This window comes from Micromonospora pallida, assembly GCF_900090325.1.
GTDB lineage: Bacteria > Actinomycetota > Actinomycetes > Mycobacteriales > Micromonosporaceae > Micromonospora > Micromonospora pallida.
The window spans coordinates 1,736,798-1,761,035 of record NZ_FMHW01000002.1 but is presented as its reverse complement, the minus strand read 5'-3'; the positions used below and the strand labels follow the sequence as shown (position 1 = coordinate 1,761,035).

The window sequence follows — 24,238 nt, the reverse complement described above, 5'->3', positions numbered from 1 at the left end:
TCGGACTAGGAAATGCGGTTGTCGGTCGGAACTGAGGTGTGCGGCGCGGCGAGCCGCGCCAGGTCGTGCGTGAGTCGCGCGGAGAGCGCGGCCAGCAGCCCGGCCCGCTCCCGCTGGACGAAGAAGTGGTCGCCGGGGAGCATCTCCAGGGCGAACCCGGTCGTGGTCTGGTCCCGCCAGGCGGCGAGCTGTTCCTCGGTGACCTTGTCGTCCCGCTCGCCACCGAAGGCGGTCAGCGGAACGTCCAGCGGCGGCTCGGTCTGGTGGATACGGGTCTCCACCAGGGCGAAGTCGGCGCGCAGCACCGGCAGGTACAGCGCGATCGTCTCCGGGTCGCCCAGCATCTCCTCCGGGGTGCCGTCCATCGCCCGCAGCTTCTCGATCAGCCGGGGCTCCGGCAGCCGATGCAGCGGCGGTTCCAGGTCGGGCAGGTGCGGGGCGCGGGCCGCCGAGACGTACAGGTGGGTGGGGGCGGGCAGCTCCCGCCGGCGCAGGTGCCGGGTCAGCTCGTACGCGACCAGGGCGCCCATGCTGTGCCCGAACAGCGCGAACGGCTGGTCGAGGTACGGCCGCAGCACCCCGCCGAGGGTCTGCACCAGCGCGGACATCTGGGTGAACGCCGGTTCCCGGTGCCGCTGCTCCCGGCCGGGAAGCTGGATCGGGCACACCTCCACCCCGTCGGGCAGCTCGCCCGGCCAGGTGCGGAACAGCGCCGCGTTGCCGCCCGCGTACGGCAGGCAGAACAGCCGCAGCCGGGCGTCCGGGTCCGGGGTGCCCCGGACCAGCCAGTCGGCGGGGTCGGTGCTGACCTCGACGGCGGCCGGCCGGGCCGGTCCGGTCCTCCGACGCGCCACCACCGGTCGGGGCACCGCCGCCGACTGCGGGACAGCCGCGCCGGCAGCCGGCGCCTCCACCGCGACGGACGTCAATCCGCCGGCGGCGGGAGCCGGAGCCGGGCCGTCGACCTGGGCCAGGACGTTGTCGATGATCTGGTCGACGGTGATCCCGGAGAGGAACTCCTGGGCGGCGATCTGCGTGCCGTACATGACCCGGAGGCGGTTACGCAGCTCGAAGACCATCAGCGAGTTCAGGCCGAGTCCCAGCAGGGGCTGGTCCACCTCGAGCTGCTGCGGCTGGAGTCCCAGCACCGCCGCGATCTGCTCCCGCAGGTAGCCGGTGAGCACCGCCCGCCGCCGGGCGGGGGCGATGGTCAGCAGCACGGCCCGGCTCGTCGGCGGGGTGTCGCCGTGGTCGGCCGGCTCGGTGGCTGCCGGGCCCGCCCCGGCTCCACCCGCCGCGCCGGCCGGAACCGGTCCATCGGTAAGGGCTGCGCGGAGCCGGGGCACGGCGACCGATGCGACCGTGAGCGCACCCGCCGGGGCGTCAGCGCGTACGCCGAGGGTGGACCGCAGCCCGGTCACCTCGGCGACCGTCCGCAGCTCGGCGTCGAGGAGCCGGACGTCACCGGTGAGCGTGTCGTCGCCGACCTCGCGGAGCTGGACGTGTGCCCACAGCTCGCCGGTCGCCCGCCGGTGCACCCGCAGCCGTTCGACCGCCGCCGGCCGGTATCCGGCGGTGGCGGCGGCCGGGTCCGGCGCGACCACCGGCAGCAGGTCGCACACGGCGTCCACCAGCCGCCAGTCCAGCGGCGACCCGCCCTCGGCCGCCGGGGCGGCGAGCAACGCCAGCAGCTCGCCGTCGCGCCGCCACAGCCGCCGCACGGTACCCGCGCCGGCGCTGTCGGGCAGCCCCGCCGCGACCCGGCTGCTCCGGTACGCGCTGCCCGGCACCTCGGTGCCGCACCGCTGCCGGATCGCGTCCGGGGTCTCCTGCGGCAACAGGTACGGCTGCCCGGCGGCGACGACCGTGCGCAGGGTGCCCCGGGCGTGCCGGGTCCACGTCCCGTCGACCCCGGCGGGTCGGCCGAACACCTCCCACCCGGCGGTGCCGTCGCGGGGGCTGGTGACCGCCACCTGGGCGATCCTCCTCTGGCTCGCCAGGGGCGTCTCGAACGTCACGTCGGTCAGCGCGCAGGCCGGTGTACCGGCCAGGGCGGTGGCCGCGGTGAGGGCCAGGTCCAGGTGGACTGCCTCGGGCACGGCCGGCTGGCCGTCCAGCTCCGGCCAGCCGGAGCGGTCGACGGGCAGCTCCCAGAAGTGCTCACCGCCGGGCACGGCGGCCCGGAAGTACCGCTCGCCGGTCGGCGCGGCCGTCGCCTCCGCCACGGCGGCCGGCGCCGAGCCAATCGGCGCGAACTCCAGCCAGCAGCGTTGCCGCTGCCAGGGGTAGTACGGCAGGCGCAGCACCGGCCGGTCGGTCGGGTGCTGGCGGTGCCAGTCCACCCGGTGGCCGAGGGTCCAGAGCGCGCCGAGGGTGCCGAGCAGCACGGCCCGCTCGTCCTCGTCGCGGCGCAGCGAGGGCAGCGCCACCACCGGCCGGTCGGCGTGCCGGGCGCACTGCTCGACCGAGGGCAACAGGATCGGGTGCGGGCTGATCTCGATGACCGCCGTCGGCGCGCTCGCCAGCAACTCCCCGAGCACGGTGGCGAAGAGCACCGGCTCACGCAGGTTGTCGGCCCAGTAGTCGGCGGTGAACTCCCGCCCGTCGGTGGGCCGGCCGGTGACCGTGGAGTGGATCGGCACCGTCGACGCGCGGGGCCGCACGTCGCGCAGGTCGGCGAGCAGGTCGTCGCGGAGTTCGTCGACCTGCGGGCTGTGCGAGGCGAAGTCCACCTTGACCTGCCGGCAGAACACGTCCTGCTCGGTGAGGGTCTTCAGCACCGTCTCGATGGCCGTGGTGTCGCCGGACAGGACGGTGGAGGTGGGGCTGTTGCTGACCGCGATGGCGAGCTGGTCCTCGAGGCCGGCGATGGCGGCCCGTGCCTCGTCCAGCGGCAGCTCCACCACGGCCATCGTGCCCCGGCCCCGGATCCGGCGGACCAGCGCGCTGCGCCGGCAGATCACCCGGGCCGCGTCGTCGAGGCTGAGCGTGCCGGCGACGTGCGCCGCCGCGACCTCGCCCATCGAGTGCCCGACCACCGCGTCCGGGACGATCCCCCAGGACCGCCAGAGCGCGGCCAGGGCCACCTGGACCGCCCAGGTCATCGGCTGGACCACGTCGATCTGGTCGAGCTGCGAGGTCGCCTCGTCGGCGCGCAGCTCGTCCAGCAGCGACCAGGAGACGTACGGCGCCATCGCGGCGGCGCACTCCTCGATGGCCTGCCGGAAGACCGGCTCGGTGTCCAGCAGCCGCCGACCCATGCCGATCCACTGGCCGCCCTGGCCGGGGAAGACGAAGACCAGCCGGCGGCGGACGTGCTGCGACTTGTCGCCGGTGGCCAGGCCGGGCCGCACCGCGCCGCCCTGGAACGCGGCCAGCTTCTCCACCAGGTCGGTACGGGAGGTGAAGCTGACCGTCAGCCGCTCGTCGTACGTGGTGCGGCGCAGGCTCGCGGTGTGGCAGAGGTCGTCGAGGTCGACGGTCGGGTCGGCGACGAACTCCCCCACCGCGCCGGCCAGGTCACGCAGCGCGGCCGGATCGTGGGCCGACAGCGGCAGCAGCCGGGCCCGGCCGTCGTCCCCGGACGTCGGGGCGGAGGCCGGTGCCGGCGGTTCCTCGACGACCACGTGCACGTTGGTGCCGCCGAAGCTGAGCGAGGTGACCCCGGCCAGCAGCGGCCCGTCGTACGGCCACGGGCCCGGGGCGTCCTGCACCCGCAGCCGGTAGTCGTCGAACGGGATGTGCGGGTTGCCCCGGGTGTAGTGCAGGCTGGCCGGCAACTGCCGGTGCTTCATCGCCAGGACCACCTTGATCAGGCCGGCCAGTCCGCCGACCATCTGGAGGTGCCCGATGTTGGTCTTGACCGAGCCGATCATCAGCGGGCGGTCGGTGTCCCGGCGGGCCCCGAGGACCGTGCCGAGCGCCTGCGCCTCGATCGGGTCGCCGAGGATGGTGCCGGTGCCGTGCGCCTCCACGTACTGCACCGCCGCCGGGTCCACGCCGGCCCGCTCGTACGCCTCGCGCAGCATCGCCTCCTGCGACAGCCGGCTCGGCGCGGTCAGCCCGTTGCTGCGGCCGTCCTGGACGACCGCGCTGCCACGCAGCACCGCGTAGATCGGGTCGCCGTCCTCGATCGCCCGGGACAGCGTCTTGAGCACCACCGCCGCCACGCCCTCGCCGAGCACGATGCCGTCGCCCCGGGCGTCGAACGCCTTGCACCGGCCGTCGGGTGACATCACGCCGAGTTTGGTGAACCAGACGAAGCCCTCCGGCTTGAGGAACAGCCCCGCCCCGCCGGCCAGGGCCATCGTGCAGTCGCCGCTGCGCAGGCTCTCGCACGCCTGGTGCACGGCGAGCAGCGACGACGAGCAGACCGCGTCCATGGTGTAGCTGGGGCCGCGCAGGTCGTAGACGTACGACAACCGGTTCGCCACGATCGAGCCGAACGAGCCGGTCGCGGTGTAGACGTTCGCCAGGTCGGGGTTGTTGAAGTTCAGCCAGCCGTACTCGCTGTGCGCCAGGCCGATGAACACGCCGGTGCGGCTGCCCTGCAACTGGTCGCGCACCTGGCCGGCGTCGTCGAACGCCTCCTGCGCCACCTCCAGCATGAGCCGCTGCTGGGGGTCCATGTTCGCCGCCTCCCACGGCGAGATGCCGAAGAACCCCGGGTCGAAGCCGTCGATCTCGTCGAGGAAGCCGCCCCAGCGGGTGCTCATCTTCCCCGGCGCCTCCGGGTCCGGGTCGAAGTACGCGTCGGTGTCCCACCGGTCGGCGGGCATCTCCCGGATCACGTCCCGGCCGTCGCGCAGCAACCGCCAGAACGACTCGGGGTCGTTCGCGCCGCCGGGCAGCCGGCAGCCCATGCCGATCACCGCGATCGGCTCGGTCTTGGCGCGTTCCACCTCATCGAGTTGGGCGCGCAGTTCGCGGATGCCGAGCAGCGCCCGTTGCAGCGGGCTCAGCTGGTCCGTGCGGGCGGTGCGGTCACTCATGGTGGTTCCTGTTCCGTGACTGGGAGAGTTCCTGCTCGAGGAGGGCTTCGACCTCGGCGTCGGAGAGCTGTTCGATCTCCGCCAGCCAGGCGTCCCGATCGGTGTCGACGGCCGGCGCCGCCGGCCGGGTCGGGGGTGGGCCGGCCGGTGCGGCCGGTTCGGCGGGCTGGAGTTCCCCGGCGACGAAGCCGGCCAGCGCCTCGACGGTCGGGTAGTCGAACAGCACCGTCGCGGGCAGTGACCGGTCGAGGCTGAGGCTGAGCGCGTTGCGCAGTTCCACCGCCATCAGCGAGTCCAGGCCGAGTTCGTTGAGCGGGCGGCGGGTGTCCAGGGTGTGCGCGGCGGTGAGCCCGAGGACCCGGGCCGCCAGGCCCCGTACATGCCCCACGATCAGGTCGTGCCGGTCGTCGGGGGTCGCGTCGGCCAGCAGGGTCAGCAGCGCCCGGTGGTCGGCGCCGCCCGCCGCCGGGGCCCCCGCGTCGGCCGTGGCGGCGGCCAGGTCGTCCAGCAGCGAGGGCCGCAGCCCGGTCGGGTACTGCCGCAGGTAGGCGCCCCACTCGACGGCGACGACGCCCACCTGCGCGCGGGGCTGCCCGAGGGCTGCCGCCAACTCGGCGACCCCCCGCTCCGGCTCGATCAGGCCCATGCCGCGCAGCGCCCACTGCCGGTCGTCGTCGACGCCGGCGGCCATGCCCGCGCCCCGCCACGGACCCCAGTTCACGCTCAGCCCCGGCAGCCCCTGCCGGCGCCGTTCGGCGGCCAGCAGGTCGAGGAAGGCGTTGCCGGCCGCGTAGTTGCCCTGCCCGGCGGACCCGAGCATCGAGGCGACCGACGAGAACAGTACGAAGAAGTCCAGGTCCAGGCCACGGGTGGCGTGGTGCAGGTTCCACGCCCCGGCAAGCTTCGGCCCGAGCACCCGTTCGAAGCGCGGCCACTCCTGCTGGAGCAGGATGCCGTCGTCCAGCACACCGGCCGCGTGGACCACCCCGCGCAGCGGCGGCAGGGTGGCGGTGACCTCGCCGACCAGCCGGGTCACCTCGTCCGGGTGGGCGATGTCGGCCCGGACCACCTCGACGCGGGCGCCGGCGTCGCGCAGCGCGGTCACGTCCGCCCGGTTGGCGTCGGTGACGCCGCTGCGGCCCACCAGCACCAGCGTGCGGGCCCCCCGGTCGACCAGCCAGCGCGCCACGTGCAGGCCCAGACCACCCAGACCACCCGTGATCAGGTACGCCCCGTCGGCGCGGACCAGGTCGTTGGTCTCCGGCGACACGGCGGAGTCGTCGTGGCTGACGACGATCTTGCCGACGTGTCGGGCCTGTGCCATGTACCGGAACGCGTCGACCGCCCGGGGCAGCCCGAACACCCGGCTCGGCAGCGGTTGGAGCGTCTCGGCGGCGAACCGCCGCATCAGCTCGTCCAGCAGGGCGCGGACCGTTGCCGGCTCGTCCCGGGACAGCTCCACCAGGTCGAACGCGGTGTAGGTGACGTCGTCCCGGAGCCGGGTCACCTGGTCGGCCGACCAGATCTCCCGCTTGCCGATCTCGACGAACCGACCGCCGGGGCGGAGCAGGCGCAGGCTCTCGACGATGAAGTCCCCGGTCAGCGAGTTGAGGACCACGTCGACGCCGGCACCGCCGGTCCACTCGCGGATCTCGTCGGCGAAGGCCAGGGTCCGCGAGTTCGACAGGTGGCGGACCCCCATCCGGTGCAGCACCGGCCACTTGGCCGGGCTGGCCGTGGCGTACACCTCGGCGCCGACTGCCTGGGCGAGTTGCACCGCGGCCAGCCCCACCCCGCCGGCCGCCGCGTGGATCAGCACCCGCTGTCCCGGCGCGAGCCGGGCGATGTGTTCCAGGGCGTACAGGGCGGTCAGGAAGGTCACCGGGATGGTCGCGCCGTCGGTGTCCCCGACCACCGCCGGCAGCGGGGCCACCAGGTCGGCGTCGACGGTCACGAAGCTGCCGAAGCTCGCCGGGGCGAGGGCCACCACCCGGTCCCCCACCGCCAGGCCGCGGACGTCCGCGCCGAGCGCCACCACCTCGCCGACGCACTCCAGGCCGAGCGGTCCCGCCTCACCCGGGTACATGCCGAGCGCGTTGAGCACGTCACGGAAGTTCAGGCCGGTCGCCCGGACCCGCAGCTCCACCTGGCCCGCCTCCGGTGCCTGCCGGGCCACCGGCCGGAACACCAACTGGTCGAGCACCCCGGGGGTCGCCACGTCGAGCCGGAACGACTCGACGCTGGGCAGCGCCAACGGCCGGCCGCCGTCGTCCGCCGCGCAGCGGGCCAGGCGGGCCACGTGCCGCTCACCGCCGCGCCGGGCGATTTGGTCGTCCCGCCCGTCGGCCCGCAGCTCGGCGGCGAGGAACGCCACGTCGGCGGCCCGGTCGCCGGCCGGGTCGAGGTCGACGCGGGTGCACCGCAGCTCCGGGTGTTCCAGGGCCACCGTGCCGGCCAGACCCCAGAGCGGGGCCTGGGCCAGCGCCAGCGGTCCGGCCGGTTCACCGACCACCTGGGCCCCCCGGGTCACCAGGTACGTCCGGGGCGACCGGTTGCCGGTCGCCAGGGCCCGTACCAGGTGCAGGGTGCTGCGCAGCGTGGTCCGCTGGGCGTCCTGGAGGGTCGCCAGGTCGGTGTGGTCGGCGGGGCTGTCCAGCGCCCACAGGTGCAGCACGCCCCGCCAGTCGGCGGTGCCGGCCGCGTCGAGCAGCCGGGTGACGTCCTCCGGGCGGTCCGGGTCGATCCGGTACGACTGCGCGTCGTCCTGGGCGAACGCCGTGCCCGGCCGGACGAGGGTGCAGGTGTGGCCCTCGGCCGCCAGCCGTGCGGCCAGTTCCCGGCCGAGCCCGTCCGCGTCGGCAAGGACCAGCCAGTGCCCCGGCCCGGCGGGCGCCTCGGCGGCCTCGGCCGGGCCGGCGACCGGCCAGGTGATCTCGTAGCGCAGGTCGTCGGTCCGGGCCGGGGCGCGGCGCAGCGCCGCCGGGTCGACGTGCCGCAGCCGCAGGCCGCGCAGCTCCACGACCAGCCGGCCGGTGCGGTCGACCACCACGACGTCCCCGACGACCTCCCCGGTGGTGGATTCACTGCTCCAGGCGTACGCCCGCAGCTCAGGATCGGTGGACGGGACGGCCCGCAGCCGCTCCACCCGGAACGGGACGTGGATCGACAGGCCGTCCTCCGGCTGCGGCCGGGTCAGACCCAGCAGTTGAAAGCAGGCGTCCAGCAGACCGGGGTGCACCGGGTACGGCACGCTCGGGTCGAGCTGACCGGGTACCCGGATGCCACTCACCGCCACCCCGTCACCGGTGCGGACCCGGTCGAGCCAGCGGAAGCTCGGCCCGAGGTCCAGACCGGCGCCGGTGACCCGACCGTAGAAGGTGTCGAGGTCGTCGAGCGACCGGTCGCAGCGTGCGGTGAGCCCGTCCAGGTCCGGTGGCGTATGCCCCGGTTCGCCGTCCGGGTCGAGGCGGGCCGTGACGTACTCCGTCCACTCCGGATCGTCGAAGGTGACCAGTCGCGCGGTGCCGTCGGCTGTGAGGACCGTCTGCACCGGACGCTCACCCGGATCCGGCAGCACCAGCGGCTGGGCGAACAGGACATCCCGCAGCCCGGGGGCACGGGTGCCGCTCTCGACGCCCGCCGCGAGGAGCATGGCCACGTGGTGCGCACCCGGTACCACGAGCTGGTCGTGCAGCGTGTGCTCGGCCAGGAGCGGGTAGGTGGCCGCGCTCAGAGCCGCCTCGAAGACGGTGTCCTGCAGTGAGGGCGTCCGGAGCCGCTGCCCGAGCAGCGGGTGGTCGCCCGCCCGGCGACGGCTCTGGCCGCCCGGCGCGGGTGCCGACCAGTAGCGCTGGCGTTGGAACGGATAGGTGGGCAGGTCCACCGCCCGGGACGGGAGCCCGTCGGTGATCGCCTTCCAGTCCAGCGCCACACCCTGCGCGTACAGGGCCGCGACCGCGGTGAGTAGCTGCTGCCAGTCGTCCCGGCCCCGCCGCAACGACGGCAACCACCGCACCGACGTGTCGTCGTCCACACACTGCCGGCCGGCGGCCAACAACACCGGATGCGGGCCGACCTCCTGCACCACGTCACAACCCTGGTCGAGAACAGTCCGCATACCGTCGGCGAACCGCACCGGAGCCGACACGTGCTCCACCCAGTAGTCCGCCGACCCATAGCCGGCATCAGCCACCGCGCCGGTCACGTTGGACACCACCATCCGCTGCGGAGCCCGGAACACCACCGACCCGGCAACCTCCCGGAACCTCGGCAACATCGGCGCCATCAACGGCGAGTGGAACGCGTGCGACACGTGCAACGCGGTCGTCTTCACCCCGTCGGCCGTGAACTTCTCCCGAACAACATCCAACGCCTCGACCGGACCGGCAATCACCGTCTCGGTTGGACTGTTCACCGCCGCCACCACGAGACCGGTGCCGTCCAGCAACGGGCGGACCTTCTCCTCGGGCAGGGACACCGCTGCCATCGACCCGCCAGCCGGGAGAGCCTGCATCAACCGGCCGCGTGCTGCCACCAGGCGCAGCCCGTCCTCGAGGGAGAACACCCCCGCCACACACGCCGCGACCAGCTCACCCACGCTGTGACCCAGAACGACATCCGGCTGCACACCCCAGTGCCGCCACAACGCCGCGAGAGACCACTCCACCGCGAACAACACCGGCTGCGTGAAACCCGTCTGATCCAACACATCGGTACCGTCGGACGGGAACAACACCTCCAACAGCGGCCGCTCAAGCTCACCCGCCAGCAACTCCGCGCACCGGTCCAACTCCGCCCGGAACACCGGCTCCGACTCGTACAGGACACGCGCCATCCCCACCGACTGCGCACCCTGACCCGTGAACAGCCAACCGATCTTCGCCCGACGGCCGGCGGGCAGCACACCGTGCACGACCGACCGGTCCTCGGCACCGGCCAGCCAACCCCGCAGCCGAGCGGCAGCGGCGGCCGAATCCGACGCCACCACGGCCAGACGGTGCGGGAAATGGCTACGGGTCACCGCAGCCGCCGCACACACCAACCCGAAATCCGGCGCCTCAGCACCGTCCAGCAGATCGGCGTACCGCTGCGCCAACACCCGCAACGCGGCACCATCCCGCGCCGACAACGGCAACACGTACGCCGAACGACCCGGAACCTCCGCCGCGACCGCCTCCGGGGCCTCCCCCACGATGACGTGGGCGTTGGTCCCGCTCATACCGAAGGAGCTGAGGCCGGCGACGCGGGGACGCTCGCCCCGGGGCCAGGGGGTCGGGGCGGCCGGGACCTGGACCGGGAGGCCGTCCCAGTCGATGTGCGGGTTCGGCGTACGGAAGTGCAGGTGCGACGGCACCTGCTCGTGCCGCAACGCCAACACCAACTTGATCAGACCCGCCATCCCGGCAGCGGCCTCCAGGTGGCCGATGTTCGTCTTCACCGAACCCACCAGCAGCGGACGATCCGCTGGCCGGTCCCGGCCGAGCACCGAGGCGAGGGCGCGTACCTCGATCGGGTCGCCCAGCGAGGTGCCCGTGCCGTGCGCCTCGACGTAGTCCACGTCGCCTGGCTCGACGCCCGCGTCGGCGAGGGCTGCCCGGATAAGGTCCTGCTGCGCCAGGCCGTTCGGGACGGTCAGGCCACCGCTCGGGCCGTCGTGGTTCACGGCGGTGCCCTGGACGACCGCGAGTACCCGGTCACCGTCGCGCTGGGCGTCCGACAACCGCTTCAGCACCACCACGCCGCAGCCCTCGCCCCGGCCGTAGCCGTCGGCGGAGGCGTCGAAGGTCTTGCACCGGCCGTCCACGGCGAGGGCCTTCATCTTCGACAGGGTGACGAAGGCGTCCGGGGCGAGCATCGCGTTGACCCCGCCGACCAGGGCCAGGTCGGTTTCGCCGGCACGCAGGCTCCGGGTCGCCAGGTGCAGCGCCACCAGCGACGACGAACACGCGGTGGTCACCGCCATGCTCGGCCCCTGCAACCCCAGCAGGTACGACAGCCGCCCGGCCGGGAAGCTGAGGTCGTTGCCGGTGCCGGCGTAGAGGTCGAGCTGGGTGGGGTCGCCCGCGCCGGTCTGCAATTGGAGGTAGTCGTTGGTCATGATGCCGACGAAGACCCCGGTCGGCGTGCCGACGAGGCGGTCCGGCACCTGGCCGGCGTGTTCGAGGGCCGCCCAGGACACCTCGAGCAGCATCCGCTGCTGCGGGTCGAGGCTGGCGGCCTCACGTGGGGCGATGCCGAAGAAGGCCGGGTCGAACTGGTCGATCCCGTCGACGAAGTGCCCCTCCCGGGTGTACATGCGACCGGGCCGGTCCGGGTCCGGGTGGTAGAAGTCCGCCAGGTCCCAGCGTTCCCGGGGCACCTCGCCGGCCGCGTCCACGCCGTCGCTCAGCACCCGCCAGAAGGCGGCCAGGCCGTCACCGCCGCCGGGGAAGCGGCAGCTCGCGCCGATGATGGCGATCGGCTCGTGTTGGGCCCGCCGGACCTCGTCCAGCTCGGCTTCCAGTTCCTCGATGGCGACGAACGCACGCAGGAGCGCGGACTGTTCGCCGCGCGTCGGGTCTTCGGTCATTTCCTTCTCCGCTGAGCAAGGGATGCGAGCTTCTTCGCCAACAGGTCTTCCAGGGCGTCCTCGGAGAGGTCCTTGAGGCGCTCGACGGTTTCCGAGGAGCGGGGGGACGACTCCGGTGCCGGTTCCTCCGGCACGTCCAGGTCCAGGGCGAGCACGTCCCGGGCCAGGTAGTCGGTGAGGGCCTCGACGGTCGGGTACTCGAAGACGACCGTCGACGGCAGCGTCCGCCCGAGCTGACCCTGCAACGTGTTCTTCAGTTCGATCGCCATCAACGAGTCAAGGCCGATCTCGAAGAGCTTCTGCCGGGGCTCCAGGTGGTAGGTCGCCGGCAGGCCGAGCACCGCCACCACCTGGTCGCGTACGTGCCGGCGCAGCAGGTCGAGGCGGTCCTGCGGCGGGGCCACGGCGAGCCGGTCGGGCAGCCGGTCCGCCGGCGGCGTGGTCGTACGCTGCTCCGGGCCGCGCGTCGTGCGAGCCAGTTCCCGCAGCAGCGCCGGCGTGTCGTCGGGTGCGAACCGCCGCAGGTACGTCGACCAGGTGACCGGCAGGACACCGACCTGGGCCGGGTCGGTGCGCAGAATCTGGTCCAGCGCGTCGGTGCCCTGCTCGGGAGTGATCCCGCCGATGCCCTGGGCGGCCCACCGTCCCTCGGCCTGGCCGGCGCGGGCCGCCATGCCGGCCTCGGTCCACGGCCCCCAGTTGACGCTGACCGCCGGTAGTCCTTGCGACCGGCGGTGGTGGGCCAGCCCGTCGAGGAACGCGTTGGCGGCGGCGTAGTTGGCTTGACCGGTGGAGCCGAGCAGGGATGCCGCCGACGAGAACAGCACGAAGAAGTCGAGCGGCAGGTCCCGGGTCGCCCGGTGCAGGTTCCAGCCACCGTCGACCTTGGGCGCCAACACCCGGGCGAAGTCCGCCCAGGGCTGCTGGAGCAGCACGCCGTCGGCCAGGACACCGGCCGCGTGCACCACCCCGCGCAGCGGCCGGTCGGCCGGGACCGCCGCGACCAGTCGCGCCACGTCGTCCGGTCGGGCGACGTCCGCCGACGCCACGGTGACCTCGACGCCCGCCGCGCGCAGCGCATCGAGCGCGGCCACGGCCTCGCCGGTGGGCTCACGTCGACCGACGAGAACCAGGTGCCCGGCGCCACGCGCCACCAGCCAGCGGGCGACGGTCAGGCCGAGCGCCCCGAGACCACCGGTGACGAGGTACGTCCCGTCGGCGTCGACGGTCACCGCCGGCTCCGACGCGGGTGCGACCGGCTGCGGTACGAGCCGGGCGACCAGCCGCTCCGCCCCCCGTACGGCCACCCGGTCGCCGGTCGGCGGAGCGAGAAGTTCCCCGGTCAGGGCGGTCGCCGCGTCCACGTCGGTGGCGGTCGGGTCCAGGTCGACCTGTCCGCCCCACAGTTCGGGGTGTTCCAGTTCGATGACGTTGCCCAGACCCCACAGCGGGGTCTGCGCCACCGTCACCGGCGACGCGGCGCTGGTCGCACACGCGCCCCGGGTCACCAGGTGAAGCTTCGGCGGCGTACCGCCACCTTCGAGGGCCGCCAGCCCGCGCAGCAGGTACAGCGCGGTACGCAGCGTCGACGCCTGATCGGCGGTAAGGTCGGACAGGTCCGGCTCGGCCCCGCCCGTGCCGGGCCCGCAGAGCAGCACCGCGCCCCGGAACGGGACGGCCCGGTCGGCGGTGACCGTGCCGAGCAGCGCGGTGAGCCGGGTCGGGTCGCTCGGGTCGAGCTGCCAGGTCCCGTCGTCCAGCGCCTCGGTGGACGGACCCGGGTGGGCGAGGACGACCTCCTGCCCACAGCCACGGAGCAGCTCCGCCAGGGCCGATCCGGCACCGGGCCGGTCGGCGCAGACCAGCCACCGGCCAGGGGCGTCCGCAGCGGGCACCGGCAACGGCTGGGGCTGCCAGACCAGCTCGTGGAACAGCCCCGGGGTGCGGGACTGGCCAGCGCGCAGCAGCGCGGACCGTTCGGCACGCTTCAGGTGCAGCCCGTACGACTCGGCGACGAGGCGACCCTCGTCGTCGATGAGCCGGACGTCGGCGGTGAGCGTCTCGTCCGTCGGGTCGCTGCCGGGCCGCAGTCGGGCGTGGCCCCAGAGCTGCCCCTCGACGGTGCGGTGCAGCCGGAACCGGTCCACACCGAGCGGCACGTACACGGTGAACTCGCGTCCGGCGGTCGGGAGGGTCGCGCCGACGATCTGGAAACTGGCGTCGACCAGGCCCGGGTGGAGGGCGTACCGCTCGTGGCGGTCGGCGTCCCGCACCGCGCGCATCTGGCACAGCGCCTCGCCGTCGCGCCGCCAGATCCGGCTCTGCCAGCGGAACCCGGACTCCAGTTCCAGGCCGTCCCGCCAGCCCGTGTCGTAGAACCAGTCGACGTAGTCCGGGTCGGGTGCGCACCGCTCCCGGATCGTCGCCGGAGTCTCGGGCGACGCCGCGCCGGCCTGCGGCGCCTCGCTCAGGATGCCGGTGGCGTGGGTCGTCCACGTCTGCTCGTCGGCGCTCCGGCTAACCAGTTGGACCGGCCCGCCCTGGTCGGCGGACGCCCCGAGGACGACCTGGACGAACCGGTCCTCCTCCGCGCCGAGCAGCATCGGCTGCGGGAAGACCACATCGGTCAGGGCCGGGGCGTCGTTCCGGCCCTCGACGGCGGCGGCCAGCATCACCAGGTGGTGGGCGCCGGGCACCACGATCTGGTCGTAGATGCGGTGCTCGGTGAGGAGCGGGTGGGACAGCGGGTTGAGCACCGTCTCGTAGACCGTGCCGGTGAGCGCGGGCGAGGAGAGGTTCCGCCCGAGCAGCGGGTGGCCCTCCTCAATGGTCCGGGGTCGGCGGGGCGCGGCCGACGACCAGTAGCGCTGGCGTTGGAACGGGTAGGTGGGCAGGTCGACCGTCCGAGTGGGAATGCCGTCGGTGATCGCCTTCCAGTCCAGGTCCACGCCCTGCGCGTACAGGCTCGCGACCGCGGTGAGTAGCTGCTGCCAGTCGTCCCGGCCCCGCCGCAACGACGGCAACCACCGCACCGAGCCGTCGTCGTCGACGCACTGCCGGCCGGCGGCCAGCAGGACCGGGTGCGGGCCGATCTCCTGCACGACGTCGCAGCCCTGGTCGAGGACGGTCCGCATACCGTCGGCGAACCGCACCGGAGCCGACACGTGCTCGATCCAGTAGTCCACCGATCCGTAGCCGGCATCAGCCACCGCGCCGGTCACGTTCGACACGACCGTGCACTGCGGACCCTGCGGGCTGATCTCCTTGGCCGCCTCCCCGAACGCCGGGATCATCGGTGCCATCAACGGCGAGTGGAACGCGTGCGAGACGTGCAGCTCCGTCGTCTTCACCCCGTCGGCCGTGAACTTCTCCCGAACAACGTCCAACGCCTCGACCGGACCGGCAATCACCGTCTCGGTCGGGCTGTTCACCGCCGCCACCACGAGACCGGTGCCGTCCAGGAACGGACGAACCCTCTCCTCCGGCAACGACACCGCCAGCATCGACCCACCCGCCGGCAACGCCTGCATCAACTCACCCCGAGCCGCCACCAGACGCAGCCCGTCCTCCAGGCCGAAAACGCCCGCCACACACGCCGCGACGAGTTCACCCACGCTGTGACCCAGAACGACATCCGGCTGCACACCCCAGTGCCGCCACAACGCCGCGAGAGACCACTCCACCGCGAACAACACCGGCTGCGTGAAACCCGTCTGATCGATCACATCCGAGCTGTCGGACGGGAAGAGCACCTCGAGCAACGGCCGTTCGAGGTGAGCCGCCAGCAGCTCGGCGCACCGGTCGAGTTCGGCCCGGAACACCGGCTCCGACTCGTACAGGACACGCGCCATCCCGACGAACTGCGCACCCTGACCCGTAAACAGCCAGCCCACCCGGGGACGGTGGCCCACCGGCACCACACCGTGCACCACCGACCGGTTCTCGTCGCCAGCCAGCCAACCCCGCAACCGCGACACCACCGTCGCCGCGTCCGGCGCCACCACCGCCAGACGGTGCGGGAAATGACTGCGGGTCACCGCGGCCGCCGCACACACCAACACGAGATCGGGAGCGCCGGCACCGTCCAGCAGATCCACGTACCGCTGCACCAACGCCCGCAACGCGGCGCCATCCCGCGCCGACAACGGCAGCACGTACGCCGAACGGTCCGGTGTCCGCGCTTCGACGGTCTCCGGCACGGCGGGTGCCTCGGCCACGACGAGGTGCGCGTTCGTACCGCTCATCCCGAACGAACTCACGCCCGCGACCCGGGGCTTCCCGCCGCGCGGCCACGCCCGGGACCCGGTGGCGACCTCGATCGGGATCCGGTCCCAGGGGATGTGCGGGTTCGGCGTACGGAAGTGCAGGTGCGACGGCACCTGCTCGTGCCGCAACGCCAACACCAACTTGATCAGACCGGCTATTCCGGCGGCGGCCTCCAGGTGACCGATGTTCGTCTTCACCGAACCCACCAGCAGCGGACGACCTGCCGGCCGGTCCTTGCCGAGGGCGGCGGCCAGCGCGTCGACCTCGATCGGGTCGCCCAGCGAGGTGCCCGTGCCGTGCGCCTCGACGTAGTCGACGTCGGCGGGCGCGACCCCGGCGTCCGCCAGGGCCGCCCGGATCAGGTCCTGCTGCGCCAGACCATTCGGCACGGTCAGACCACTACTCGGACCATCGTGGTTCACCGCCGAACCACGAATCACGGCGAGCACCCGATCACCGTCACGCTGGGCGTCCGACAACCGCTTCAACACCACGACACCACAGCCCTCACCCCGGCCGTAACCATCGGCGGAGGCGTCGAACGTCTTGCACCGGCCGTCCGCCGACAACGCCTTCGTCCGGGAGAGGTAGATGGTGCCCTCGGGGGTCAGGACCAGGTGGACCCCACCGGCGAGTGCGAGATCCGACTCGCCGGACCGCAGGCTCCGGCAGGCCAGGTGCACCGCCACCAGCGACGACGAGCATGCCGTGTCCACGGCCATGCTCGGTCCCTGCAACCCCAGCAGGTACGACAGCCGTCCGGCGGCGACGCTGAAGGCGTTGCCGGTGCCGGTGTACGCGTCCATGCTTGCCGGGCCGGCGGACCGCAGCAGCAGCGAGTAGTCGTCGGTGCCGATGCCGACGAACACCCCGGTACGGCTGCCCGTCAGCCGGGCCGGCACCTGACCGGCATCCTCCAGGGCCGCCCAGGCCACCTCCAGCAGCAACCGCTGCTGCGGATCCAGACTCACCGCCTCACGCGGCGACACCCCGAAGAAACCCGCGTCGAAACCATCCACCCCGGCCACGAAATGCCCAGCCCGCGTGTACATCTTCCCGGGAACGTCCGGATCGGCGTCGAAGAACGCATCAACATCCCACCGGTCCGCCGGCACCTCACCGACCGCGTCCACACCCTGCGACAGCACGTCCCAGTACGCCGCCGGCGAGTCCACCCCACCCGGGAAACGACAGCCCACGCCCACCACCGCGATCGGCTCGGGCGCGGACCTCTTCTGCGCCTCGAGGCGCTTCTGCAGGTCGAGGACGAGCAGCGCGAGGCGCTTCGGCGGCAGGTTGGCCAGCCTCTCCTGTAGCTCGCTCATCTACGCCTGCCCTTCCGCAGTCGATCCGTTGGTGAACAGCCGGTCGATCTCGTCGTCCGACAGTTGCTCGAGGTTGTCGAGCAACGCCTCAAGGTCGTCGCCCGAATCCGTCGGAGGTGGGCTCTCGGGTTCGGGTTGCCGCTGCCCGAAGAGCACCGTGTCGAGGTAGCCGACGACCGCGTCGACCGTCGGGTAGTTGAAGAGCAGCGTGGTGGGCATCTCGTGGTCGAAGGTGGCCTGCACCCGGTTCTTGAACTCCAGCGCCATCAGCGAGTCCAGGCCGAGATCGAACAGCCCCTTCTGCGGGTCGAGGGATGCCTCGTCGAGCATGAGGATCCGGGCCAGCTCACCGGTCACGTGGTCGGTGAGGGCCGTCCGGCGTTTCGCGTCCCGCATGGCCGCGTACCGCTCGCGCAGCCCGGGTCCCTCGGCCGGCGCCGTCGGCGACGGGTCGGCGGCGGGCTGCCGCCGGACCAGCTCGGCCAGCAGGGGACGGTTCGCGCCGAGCGGGTACTGCTCGGCGTACCGGGTCCAGTCCACCGGTACGACTCCGACCTGCGGCACCGACCGTGCCATGATCCGCTCCAGCAGTCGAATCCCCCGCTCCGGCGGGATGATGCCGATGCCCCGGGCGGTCCAGCGCTGCTGGTCCCGGTCGGTCAGCGCGGCGGCCATGCCGGAGTCGCCCCACGCGCCCCAGTTGACGCTCAGTGCCGGCAGCCCCGACGCGTGCCGGTGATGGGCCAGCGCGTCCAGGAAGGCGTTCGCCGCCGCGTAGTTGCCCTGGCCGGGTGCGCCGAGCAGGGAGGCGATCGACGAGAACAGCACGAAGTGGTCCAGCGGAAGGTCGCGGGTGATCTGGTGCAGGTGCCAGGCACCGGTCACCTTTGGCGCGAGGACCCGCTCGAACCGGTCCCAGCTCTGCTGGTGCAGCACCCCGTCGTCGAGGACGCCGGCCGCGTGGAAGACGCTGCGCAGTGGCGGCATCGAGGTCTCGATCTCGGCGAGAACCGCCCGTACGTCGTCCGCCCGGCCGACGTCCCCCCGGAGTACGCGTACGTGCGCGCCCTGCCCGGTGAGGCTGGCGAGCGTTTCCTCGGCCGCCTCCGACGGCCCGCGCCGTCCCACCAGGACGACGTGCCGCGCGCCCCGCTCGACCAGCCACCGGGCGACCAGCAGCCCGAGGGCACCCAGGCCGCCGGTGACCAGGTGGGTGCCGTCGGCGTTGATCTCCAGGCGGTTGTCCGACCTTGCGGATTCGGCCCGGACGACCCGGGCGACGTGGCTGCGCCCGTCCCGCCAGGCGATCTGGTTTTCGCCACCGGACGACCGGAGGCTGGCGACCACGGCGGTGGCCGGATCGTCGGTGGCGGGATCCAGGTCGATCAGCCCGCCCCACAGGCTGGGGTGCTCGAGTCCGATGACGTTGCCCAGCCCCCAGACCGGCACCTGGTACGGCGCGGCCGGAGTGAGCTTCCCGGCGACGGCCTGGGCACCGCTGGTGACGACCCAGATTCGGGGGGATACCGCCAGGTCGAGCGGGGCGACGGCCTGCACCAGATGCAGCAGGCTGGCGCAGCTCCGCTCGTGGGCCACGGTCAGGTCCTCGGGTACGGCATCCGCGTGATCGAGGCTCCAGAGGTGGACGACGCCGGTAATCACACCGGTGTCCCGGAGGAGTTGGCGGAAGTGGTCCGGCTGGCCGGGTGCCACCTGCCAGGCGTCATCGCCCAGGGCCGCGTACGCGTCACCGGGGTAGACCAGCTCGCAGCGGTCGCCCCGAGCCCGCAGCGCGGCGGCCACCGACTCGGCGACCCCACCGGCGTCCGCGAAGATCAGCCAGCGGTCGGAGCCGCTTTCGCCCTGCTCAGTGGGGAGTTCCTGAGGCTGCCAGTCCATCTGGTAGAGCCAGTCGCTGTCGTCGCTCCCCCGCATCTGCGGCAGGCGGGACGTGTCGATCCAGTAGCGCTGGCGTTGGAACGGATAGGTGGGCAGGTCCACCGCCCGGGACGGGAGCCCGTCGGTGATCGCCTTCCAGTCCAGCGCCACACCCTGCGCGTACAGGGCCGCGACCGCGGTGAGTAGCTGCTGCCAGTCGTCCCGGCCCCGCCGCAACGACGGCAACCACCGCACCGACGTGTCGTCGTCCACACACTGCCGGCCGGCGGCCAACAACACCGGATGCGGGCCGACCTCCTGCACCACGTCACAACCCTGGTCGAGAACAGTCCGCATACCGTCGGCGAACCGCACCGGAGCCGACACGTGCTCCACCCAGTAGTCCGCCGACCCATAGCCGGCATCAGCCACCGCGCCGGTCACGTTGGACACCACCATCCGCTGCGGAGCCCGGAACACCACCGACCCGGCAACCTCCCGGAACCTCGGCAACATCGGCGCCATCAACGGCGAGTGGAACGCGTGCGACACGTGCAACGCGGTCGTCTTCACCCCGTCGGCCGTGAACTTCTCCCGAACAACATCCAACGCCTCGACCGGACCGGCAATCACCGTCTCGGTTGGACTGTTCACCGCCGCCACCACGAGACCGGTGCCGTCCAGCAACGGGCGGACCTTCTCCTCGGGCAGGGACACCGCTGCCATCGACCCGCCAGCCGGGAGAGCCTGCATCAACCGGCCGCGTGCTGCCACCAGGCGCAGCCCGTCCTCGAGGGAGAACACCCCCGCCACACACGCCGCGACCAGCTCACCCACGCTGTGACCCAGAACGACATCCGGCTGCACACCCCAGTGCCGCCACAACGCCGCGAGAGACCACTCCACCGCGAACAACACCGGCTGCGTGAAACCCGTCTGATCCAACACATCGGTACCGTCGGACGGGAACAACACCTCCAACAGCGGCCGCTCAAGCTCACCCGCCAGCAACTCCGCGCACCGGTCCAACTCCGCCCGGAACACCGGCTCCGACTCGTACAGGACACGCGCCATCCCCACCGACTGCGCACCCTGACCCGTGAACAGCCAACCGATCTTCGCCCGACGGCCGGCGGGCAGCACACCGTGCACGACCGACCGGTCCTCGGCACCGGCCAGCCAACCCCGCAGCCGAGCGGCAGCGGCGGCCGAATCCGACGCCACCACGGCCAGACGGTGCGGGAAATGGCTACGGGTCACCGCAGCCGCCGCACACACCAACCCGAAATCCGGCGCCTCAGCACCGTCCAGCAGATCGGCGTACCGCTGCGCCACCACCCGCAACGCGGCACCATCCCGCGCCGACAACGGCAACACGTACGCCGACCGGCCAGACTCCGCCACCGAACCCGCCAGGTCGGACGGCTCCGGGGCCTCCCCCACGACCAGGTGGGCGTTCGTACCGCTCATCCCGAACGAACTGACGCCCGCGACACGGGGCCGGTCACCACGCGGCCAGGGCGTGCCGGCGACGGGGATCTCGGCCGGGATCTCGGTGAGCGCGATGCGCGGGTTGGCGGTGGTGAAGTTGACCTGCGGTGGCAGTTGCGCGTGCTGCAACGCCAGCACCGACTTGATCAGACCGGCCACCCCAGCGGCGGCCTCCAGGTGCCCAATGTTGGCCTTCACCGAACCGAGCAGCAGCGGCCGGTCGGCCGTACGGCGTTCACCGAGCACCGCGCCGAGTGCCGCGACCTCGATCGGGTCGCCGAGGGGCGTACCGGTGCCGTGGGCCTCGACGTAGTCGACGTCGGCGGGCGCGACCCCGGCGTCCGCCAGGGCCGCCCGGATCAGGTCCTGCTGCGCCAGACCATTCGGCACGGTCAGACCACTACTCGGACCATCGTGGTTCACCGCCGAACCACGAATCACGGCGAGCACCCGATCACCGTCACGCTGGGCGTCCGACAACCGCTTCAACACCACGACACCACAGCCCTCACCCCGGCCGTAACCATCGGCGGAGGCGTCGAACGTCTTGCACCGGCCGTCCGCCGACAACGCTCGCGCGCGGGAAAGGAAGATGTGCGACTCCGGGATGATCATGAGGTTGACGCCACCGGCGAGCGCGAGATCCGACTCGCCGGACCGCAGGCTCCGGCACGCCAGGTGCACCGAGACCAGCGACGACGAGCACGCCGTGTCGACCATCAGGCTGGGCCCGTGCAGTCCGAGCAGGTACGACAGCCGTCCGGCGACCGCACTACCGATGCCGCCCGTGCCGTAGTAGGTGTCGATGATCGTGGGGTCGCCGAGCTTGAGCTGGAGCTGCATGTACTCGTTGCTGATCAGGCCGACGAACACCCCGGTACGGGTACCGGCGAGTTGGTCGGGGACCTGGCCGGCGTGCTCCAGGGCCTCCCAGGCCACCTCCAGCAGCAACCGCTGCTGCGGATCCAGACTCACCGCCTCACGCGGCGACACCCCGAAGAAACCCGCGTCGAAACCATCCACCCCGGCCACGAAATGCCCGGCCCGGGTGTACGACTTTCCCGGCGCGTCCGGATCGGGATCGAAGAACCCGTCCACGTCCCACCGGTCCGTCGGCACCACGTCGACCGTGTCCACGGCTCCGGAGAGCAGATCCCAGAACGCCGCCGGCGACTCCACCCCACCCGGCAACCGGCAGCCCACACCCACCACCGCGATCGGCTCTCCGTGCGACGGGCGGACGCTGGTGTCCCGGCCGAGGGCCAGCAGCGCCTGCTTGACCGGGGAGAGATCGGTGGCGGTGTCGGTCAGGTGTCGGCGCAGCAGCGACAGGGCCTCGTCCTCGGAGAGCGCGGCGAGCGCGTCGGCGGTGAGGGCGGGGGCGGCCGGCAGGGCGCGGGCCGGTGCGGGGGTGTCCAGCCCGAAGACCTCGCGGGCGAGGTGGTCGGTCAGGGCGGCGACCGACGAGTACTGGAAGACCAGGGTCAGCGGCAGCCGATACGCGTCACCGAGCGCCCGCTGCAACCGGTTCTGCAGGTTGACCGCCATCAGGGAGGTCATGCCGAGGGCGAAGAAGCCCTGCCGGGGGTCGATCGGGCTGTCGTCCTCGGTGCCGAGGGTCTCGGCCACCAGGCTGGCGAGCGCGTCGGCGAGCCGGGTGCGGCGCTCGGCCGGTACGGCCTCGGCGACCAGCCGGACCAGTTCCGGCACCTGCGCCGTCCGCTCGGCACGGTCAGCCGGGCGGGACTCGATCCAGTACCGCTTCCGCTGGAACGGGTAGGTCGGCAGCACCACCCGGGGCAAGCGTCCGACGCCCGGCTCCGCCGGGTCGTCGCCCCGCACGTAACGGACCGCCTGGCCGCTCGCGTCGCTTGGTAGCAGGGGTCCCCTGCTACCGCTTTTTGATGAGGAGGGGTCCCCTGCTACCACCTCAGCCGGGTCGACGACGCCGTGGTGGACGCCGTGGTGGACGTCGGGGTCGGTGGTGCCGGCTAGCCAGGCATCGAGGCGGGCGGCGGCGGTCGGCGCGTCGGGGGCGACGACCGCGAGGCGGTGGGCGAAGTGGGTACGTCCGGTGGCGGCGGTCGCGCACACGGCGGTGAAGTCGGGTCCGTCCGGGGCGGTCAGCAGGGTGACGTACCGCTCGGCGAGGTCCCGCAGCGCGGCGGCGTTGCGCGCCGACAGCGGCAGCATCAGCGGTCCACTGCCGGCACCCGGCTCGCCCGCGTCGACACCGTGCCCCGCCGAAAGCACGGCCACCGGCCCGGACGAACGGTCGGCCGCGGGCGTGGACGACGACATGCCAACCAGGGGCACGGACGCGACGTCGGCCCGGGGCACGGACGCGTCGTCGGCCGGGGGTTCAGCGACCACCAGGTGCACGTTGACGCCGCCCAGGCCGAACGAGTTGACGCCGGCGAGGCGGGGGCGGTCGGCGCGCGGCCAGGGCAGCGGCGTGGCCGGAAGGACGAACGGCGCGTCGGCCAGCCCGGTCTGCGGGTTGATCGTGTCGAGGTGCAGGTGCGGGGGGATGGTCCCGTGCTGGAGGGAGAGCACCACCTTGATCAGGCTGGCGATGCCGGCGGCCATCTCCAGGTGGCCGATGTTGGTCTTGACCGAGCCGAGCGCGCACGGCCGGTCGGCGTCCCGGTCCGCGCCGAAGACCCTGGTCAGGGCGGTCGCCTCGACCACGTCGGCGAGCGGGGTGCCGACCCCGTGCGCCTCGATCAGGTCGACCTGCTCGGGGGTGACCCCGGCGTCGCGCAGGGCGTCGCGGACGACGGTCTGCTGGGCGCCGGCGTGCGGGGCGGTCAGCGCCTCCCCGCGTCCGTTCTGGTTCATCGCGGTGCCCCGGATGACGGCGAGTACGGGATCGCCGTCGCGGCGCGCGTCGGCGAGCCGTTTGAGGACGACCATCCCGCAGCCCTCGCCGCGGACGTAGCCGTCGGCGGCGGCGTCGAAGCTCTTGCAGCGCCCGTCGGCGGCCATCATCCAGGTCTGGGAGAGCCCGATGGTGGCCTTCGGCGAGAGCATGAGGTTGACGCCGCCGGCGAGGGCGACGGTGGTTTCGCCCGAGCGCAGGCTCTGGCACGCCAGGTGCACGGCGACCAGGGACGACGAGCAGCCGGTGTCCAGGGCCAGGCTCGGGCCGTGCAGGTCGAGCAGGTACGACAGCCGGTTGACCGCGAGGCTGAGCGCGTTGCCGGTGACGTAGTACGCGTTCAGGTCGGCCGGGTCGGCGAAGGCGACCTGGGCGTAGTCGTCGGTGCCGATGCCGACGTAGACGCCGGTGTCGCTGCCGGCCAGCCGCCCCGGGACGACCCCGGCCCGTTCCAACGCCTCCCAGGTGACCTCGAGCAGCAGGCGGTGTTGCGGGTCCATGCTGGCCGCCTCGCCCGGGGAGACGCCGAAGAAGTGGGGGTCGAACCGGTCCACTCCGTCGACGAAGCCGCCCCAGCGGCTGTTCGTCGTCCCGGGCTCGGCGAGGTCGGCGTCGAAGAGAGCGTCGGCGTCCCAGCGGTCCCGGGGCACCTCGGTGATCGCGTCCCCGCCGCCGACGAGCAGACGCCAGAAGGCGTCGGCGTCGCCGGCACCGGGGAACCGGCAGCTCAGACCGATCACGGCGATCGGTTCGGCTGCGGACCGGGGTGTCGGGTCCGACGGGTGACTGCGCTCGGGGGCCATCCGGCTCAACCCTTCCTCGCGTGCTGCGCCTGCTG

The 24,238-nt window shown here is 72.9% G+C and carries 4 protein-coding genes; all 4 read right to left on the bottom strand.

The genetic code is table 11. The features are described 5' to 3' along the window. Positions 1 to 5: 5 nt before the first annotated feature. Genes GA0074692_RS07615 through GA0074692_RS07600 form a run of 4 tightly spaced genes read right to left on the bottom strand, consistent with a single transcriptional unit; the run spans position 6 to position 24,203 of the window. Positions 6 to 4,991 carry a type I polyketide synthase gene (locus tag GA0074692_RS07615; RefSeq protein ID WP_091640840.1) on the bottom strand — a complete coding sequence of 1,662 codons (4,986 nt, stop codon included), beginning with the start codon at positions 4,989 to 4,991 and terminating at the stop codon, positions 6 to 8. After that, positions 4,984 to 11,559, bottom strand: coding sequence for a type I polyketide synthase (locus GA0074692_RS07610; RefSeq protein WP_091640838.1), 6,576 nt, complete (start codon positions 11,557 to 11,559; stop codon positions 4,984 to 4,986). Before GA0074692_RS07610 ends, GA0074692_RS07615 begins: the two co-directional genes overlap by 8 nt. Beyond that, positions 11,556 to 17,150 (bottom strand): type I polyketide synthase, encoded by a 5,595-nt coding sequence (locus GA0074692_RS07605; protein ID WP_091640835.1) that lies wholly within the window; start codon positions 17,148 to 17,150, stop codon positions 11,556 to 11,558. Before GA0074692_RS07605 ends, GA0074692_RS07610 begins: the two co-directional genes overlap by 4 nt. Continuing rightward, positions 17,151 to 24,203 carry a type I polyketide synthase gene (locus GA0074692_RS07600; protein WP_091640832.1) on the bottom strand — a complete coding sequence of 2,351 codons (7,053 nt, stop codon included), beginning with the start codon at positions 24,201 to 24,203 and terminating at the stop codon, positions 17,151 to 17,153. Positions 24,204 to 24,238 lie beyond the last annotated feature (35 nt).

Excerpts from the sequence above, each read along its gene's own strand:
- GA0074692_RS07615 (WP_091640840.1), bottom strand. The coding sequence starts at position 4,991 with ATGAGTGACCGCACCGCCCGCACGGACCAGCTGAGCCCGCTGCAACGG.
- GA0074692_RS07610 (WP_091640838.1), bottom strand. The coding sequence starts at position 11,559 with ATGACCGAAGACCCGACGCGCGGCGAACAGTCCGCGCTCCTGCGTGCG.
- GA0074692_RS07605 (WP_091640835.1), bottom strand. The coding sequence starts at position 17,150 with ATGAGCGAGCTACAGGAGAGGCTGGCCAACCTGCCGCCGAAGCGCCTC.
- GA0074692_RS07600 (WP_091640832.1), bottom strand. The coding sequence starts at position 24,203 with ATGGCCCCCGAGCGCAGTCACCCGTCGGACCCGACACCCCGGTCCGCA.